Source organism: Caulobacter sp. D5, assembly GCF_003185805.1.
Classification (GTDB): Bacteria; Pseudomonadota; Alphaproteobacteria; order Caulobacterales; family Caulobacteraceae; genus Caulobacter.
Map to the genome: position 1 here is coordinate 1 of NZ_QHJY01000351.1, position 5,490 is coordinate 5,490.

2 protein-coding genes are annotated in these 5,490 nt (G+C 69.1%); both read right to left on the reverse strand.

What is annotated here, in order from left to right; translation table 11 throughout:
* A partial coding sequence (gltB, locus tag DMC18_RS20565; protein ID WP_110133266.1) for a glutamate synthase large subunit occupies window positions 1-4,102 on the reverse strand: 4,102 nt, incomplete at its 3' end.
* An 18-nt stretch (window positions 4,103-4,120) separates the two neighbouring features.
* The coding region (locus tag DMC18_RS20570) for an NAD(P)-dependent oxidoreductase (protein WP_110133267.1) at window positions 4,121-5,490 on the reverse strand (1,370 nt) is incomplete at its 5' end.

Consider the following 5,490-nt stretch of genomic DNA (forward strand, 5'->3'; position numbering starts at 1 on the left):
GGCCGGCCGCGAACAGCCGGCCCGCGGTGGCGCCGAACAGCACGGTGTTGCCCAGCAGGGTGTTGGTCTCCGGCGCCGCCAGGCCGCGCGGCGGCTTGATGACGATCGTGGCGCCCGACAGGCCCTTGCCGACATAGTCGTTGGCCTCGCCGGTCAGTTCGATGCGCAGGCCCTGCACCGCGAAGGCGCCCAGGCTCTGGCCGGCCGAGCCCTTGAGCTGGACGGTCAGGTGGCCGGCGGGCAGGCCCTTCATGCCAAACTTGCGGACGATGTGGCTCGAGGTGCGGGTGCCGATGGTGCGCGCCGTGCTGCGGACCGTGTAGGTCAGCTGCATCTTCTCGCCGCGCTCCAGCAGGGGAGCGGCGTCGCGGACGATCTGGGCGTCCAGCGTGTCCGGCACCGCGTTGCGGCCGACGACCGTGTTGTACGGCTTGTTGGCGCCGGGGTCGGCGCGAACCAGCAGCGGGTTCAGGTCGAGGTCGTCGAGGTGCTCGCCGCCGCGGCTGACCTGCGCCAGCAGGTCGGTGCGGCCGACGATTTCCTGCAGGCTCTTGAAGCCCAGGCCGGCCAGGATCTCGCGCACTTCTTCGGCCACGAAGGTGAAGAGGTTGACGACCTTGTCCGGCGTGCCGGTGAACTTGGCGCGCAGCTTCTCGTCCTGGGTGCACACGCCGACCGGGCAGGTGTTGGAGTGGCACTGGCGCACCATGATGCAGCCCATCGCCACCAGCGAGGCGGTGCCGATGCCGAACTCCTCGGCGCCCATCATGGCGGCGATGACGATGTCGCGCCCCGTGCGCATGCCGCCGTCGGCCCGCAGGACGACGGAGTGGCGCAGGTTGTTCAGCGTCAGCACCTGGTTGGCTTCCGACAGGCCCATCTCCCACGGACCGCCGGCGTACTTCACCGAGGTCTGGGGCGAGGCGCCCGTGCCGCCGACGCCGCCGGCGACCAGGATGACGTCGGCCTTGGCCTTCGCAACACCGGCGGCGATGGCGCCGATGCCGGTGGCCGCGACCAGCTTCACCGTGACCCGAGCGACCGGGTTGATCTGCTTCAGGTCGTAGATGAGCTGGGCCAGGTCCTCGATCGAATAGATGTCGTGGTGCGGCGGCGGGCTGATCAGCATCACGCCGGGGGTCGAGTGACGCAGACGGGCGATCATCTCGGTGACCTTGAAGCCGGGCAGTTGCCCGCCTTCACCCGGCTTGGCGCCCTGGGCGACCTTGATCTCCAGCTCGACGCACTGGTTCAGATATTCGGCGGTGACGCCGAACCGGCCCGAGGCGACCTGCTTGATGGCGCTGTTGGGGTTGTCGCCGTTGGGCAGGGGCTTGTAGCGGGCCGAGTCCTCGCCGCCCTCGCCCGAGACCGACTTGGCCCCGATGCGGTTCATGGCGATGTTCAGCGCGCCGTGGGCCTCGGGGCTCAGGGCGCCCAGGCTCATGCCCGGGGTGACGAAGCGCTTGCGGATTTCGTTGACGCTCTCGACGTCGTCGGTCGAGATCGGGTTGCGGTCCGAGCGCCAGTCCAGCAGGTCGCGCAGCTGGATCGGCTTCTGGGTGCGCAGGCCCGAGGACCAGCGGCGATAGAGCTCGTAGTCGCCGGTGTCGCACGCCGTCTGCAGGGTGTGCATCAGGCGGGCTTCGAAGGCGTGGGCCTCGCCCGAGCGGCGCGACTTGTAGAGGCCGCCGACCGGCAGGGTGACGGCCGCGCTCTCCCAGGCCTTGCGGTGCAGTTCGACGGTCTTGCTCTCGATGCCGGCCAGGCCGATGCCCGAGATGCGCGAGGGCATGCCGGGGAAGAACTCGGCGGCCAGGGCGCGCGACAGGCCGACGGCTTCGAAGTTGTAGCCGCCGCGGTACGAGGAGATGACGCTGATGCCCATCTTGGAGATGATCTTCAGCAGGCCGCCCTCGATGGACGTCTTGAAGTTGATGCAGACGTCGCGCAGCGACTTGTCGCCGATCAGGCCGCGCTCCAGGCGGTCCTGGAAGCTTTCCTGGGCGAGGTAGGCGTTGACCGCCGTGGCGCCGACGCCGACCAGCACCGCGAAATAGTGCGTGTCCAGGCACTCGGCCGAGCGGACGACCAGCGAGACGTACGACCGCAGGCCCTTGCCGACCAGGTGGGCGTGCACGCCGCCGGTGGCCAGGATCATCGGCAGGCCGACGCGGGTCGCGTCGCTGGCCTCGTCGGTCAGGACGATGGCGCCGCAGCCGCGCAGCACGGCGTCCTCGGCCTCGGCGCGGATGCGGTCGAGGTTGGCGCGCAGGGCGTCGCCCGCGCGGGCTTCCTGCGCCGGCAGCGGCATGGTGCAGTCGATGACCGCGACGTTCTTCTCACCCAGCAGCTCGTGGATGCGGATGTACATGCCGGTGGTCAGCACGGGGCTTTCCAGCACGTAGACATCCGCTTGCGCGGCGTCCTGGGCCAGGATGTTGCCCAGGTTCTTGAAGCGGGTCTTCAGGCTCATGACGCCGGTCTCCCGCAGGGGGTCGATCGGCGGGTTGGTCACCTGGCTGAAGTTCTGGCGGAAGTAGTGCGACAGCGGACGGTACTTCTCCGACAGCACCGCCAGCGGGGTGTCGTCGCCCATCGAGCCGACGGCTTCCTTGCCGTCCTCGACCATGGGAGCCAGGATCATCTCCAGGTCTTCCAGGCTGAAGCCGGCGGCGGCCTGGCGACGGGTCAGCTCCTCGCGGCCGAACTTGCGCGGCTCGGGACCGGGCGCGATCTCCTTTTCGAGATCGACCATGTTGCCCAGCCACTCGGTGTAGGGGTGGCGGCCGGCCAGTTCGTCGACGATCTCGTCCTCGCCGTAGAGCTTGCCCTCGGCCAGGTCGATGGCGATCATCCGACCCGGCGCGATGGCCAGCTTGCGGGTGATGCGGCTTTCCTCGACGCCGCACATGCCGGCTTCCGAGCCCATGATCACCAAACCATCGTCGGTATAGGCCACGCGCAGCGGGCGCAGGCCCGAGCGGTCCTTGCCGGCCACGACCCAGCGGCCGTCGGTGGCGCACAGGGCGGCCGGACCGTCCCACGGCTCCATCACGGCGTTGCAGTAGGAATAGAGCGCCTTGTGCTCTTCGCTCTGGTTCGGGTTCGAAGCCTCGGGCACCAGCAGGGCCTTGGCCATCGGCGCGTCGCGGCCGGCGCGGACCAGCACCTCGAAGGTGTTGTCCAGGCTGGCCGAGTCCGAACCGCCCGGCTGGATCACCGGCTTCACGTCGTCCCCGAACTCACCGAAGGCGTCGGCCGCCATCTTGATCTCGTGGGACTTCATCCAGTTGATGTTGCCCTTGATCGTGTTGATCTCGCCGTTGTGGGCGAGCATCCGGAAGGGCTGGGCCAGGCGCCACTGCGGGAAGGTGTTGGTCGAGTAGCGCTGGTGGAAGATCGCCACGGCGGCGGCGAAGCGCTCGTCCTTCAGGTCCGGATAGAACTCGTCGATCGACTCGGCCAGGAACATGCCCTTGTAGATCAGCGAGCGGGCCGAGAACGAGCAGATGTAGAAGTCGGTGATGTTCTGGGCGTGCACGCGCTTTTCGATGCGCTTGCGGCACAGGAACAGGGCGCGCTCGAGCGCTTCGCCCTCGAGGCCGGCCGGCGGGGCCAGCATGATCTGCTCGATTTCCGGACGGGTGGCGTTGGCCTTCTCGCCGATCACCGAGGTGTCGACCGGCACCTGGCGCCAGCCGTAGATGTAGAAGCCAAAGCGCAGGGCTTCGGCCTCGACGATCGTGCGGCAGGCCTCCTGGGCGCCCAGATCGGTGCGCGGCAGGAACACCTGGCCCACGCCGATGGGGCCGGGACGCAGGGCGTGGCCGGTGCGGCGCACCTGGTCGATGAAGAAGTCCTGCGGAACGCTGACCAGCACGCCGGCGCCGTCGCCGGTCTTGCCGTCGGCGTCCACCGCTCCGCGGTGCCACAGGGCCTTGAGGGCCTTGATCGCCAGTTCGACGACTTCGCGGCGCGGCTTGCCGTCGATGGCGCAGACCAGGCCGACGCCGCAGGCGTCGCGCTCGGTGGTCGGGTCGTAGGCGTGGCCGTCGATGAGGGCCTGGCGGTTCTTCAGATAGAGGTCGATCTGGCTCATGGTCTGATCTCTTTCCTCTTACTCAGCCGCGATCAGGGTCGCGGCCGCCTTGGCCTTCAGGTAGCGGTGCATGGCGGCGGCGGCGTCGCGGCCGTCCTTGATCGCCCACACCACCAGCGAGGCGCCGCGGACGATGTCGCCGGCGGCGAACACGCCGTCGAGATTGGTCATCTGGTGGCGCACGTCCGCCTTGACCGTGCCCCAGCGGGTGGTCTTCAGGTCGGGAGCGCCCCACAGTTCCGGCAGGTTCTCCGGCTCGAAGCCCAGGGCCTTGACCACCAGCTGGGCCGGACGGTCGAAGTCGCCGCCGGGGATCTCCTCGGGGCTGCGACGGCCCGAGGCGTCCGGGGCGCCCAGGCGCATGCGGATGGCGCGCACGCCGGTCACCGCGTTGGCGTCGCCCGACAGGGCGCGCGGGGCGGCCAGCCACTCGAAGGTGACGCCTTCTTCTTCCGCGTTCGACACTTCGCGCAACGAGCCGGGCATGTTGGCCTTGTCGCGGCGATAGAGGCAGGTGACCGAGGTCGCGCCCTGGCGGATGGCCGTGCGCACGCAGTCCATGGCGGTGTCGCCGCCGCCGACCACGACCACGTCCTTGCCTTCGGCGTTCAGCTCGCCGCTGTCATAGGCCGGGACGTCGTCGCCCAGGGTCTTCTTGTTGGAGGCGATCAGGTAGTCGAGCGCGGGCACCACGCCCTTGTCGCCGCCGCCGGGCACGGTCAGGTCACGCGCGGCGTAGACGCCGACGGCGATCAGCACCGCGTCATGCTCGGCGCGCAGGTCTTCCAGGCTGGCGTCCTTGCCGACCTCGAAGCCGAGCTTGAACACTACGCCGCCGTCGGCCAGGCGCTGGGTGCGGCGCTCGACGACGTCCTTCTCCAGCTTGAAGCCGGGGATGCCGTAGATCAGCAGGCCGCCGGCCCGGTCATGACGGTCGTAGACGGTGACGGCGTAGCCTTCCTCGCGCAGCTTCTCGGCGGCGGCCAGGCCGGCGGGGCCGGCGCCGACGATGCCGACCGACTGGCCGCGGTCGGCCTTGGCGGCCAGCGGCTTCACCCAGCCGTTTTCCCAGGCCTTGTCGGTCAGATAGCGTTCGACCGAGCCGATCGTCACGGTGCCGTGACCCGACTGCTCTATGACGCAGTTGCCTTCGCAGAGGCGGTCCTGCGGGCAGATCCGACCGCAGACCTCGGGCATGGAATTGGTGGCCTGCGACAGGGTGTAGGCTTCCTCCAGCCGGCCTTCGGCGGTCATCCGCAGCCAGTCTGGGATGTTGTTGTGCAGCGGGCAGTGAGTTTGGCAGTAGGGCACGCCGCATTGCGAGCTGCGCGAGGCCTGCTGGGTCGCTTTGGCGTCGATGAAGTCGGCGTAGATCTCGTGAAAGTCGC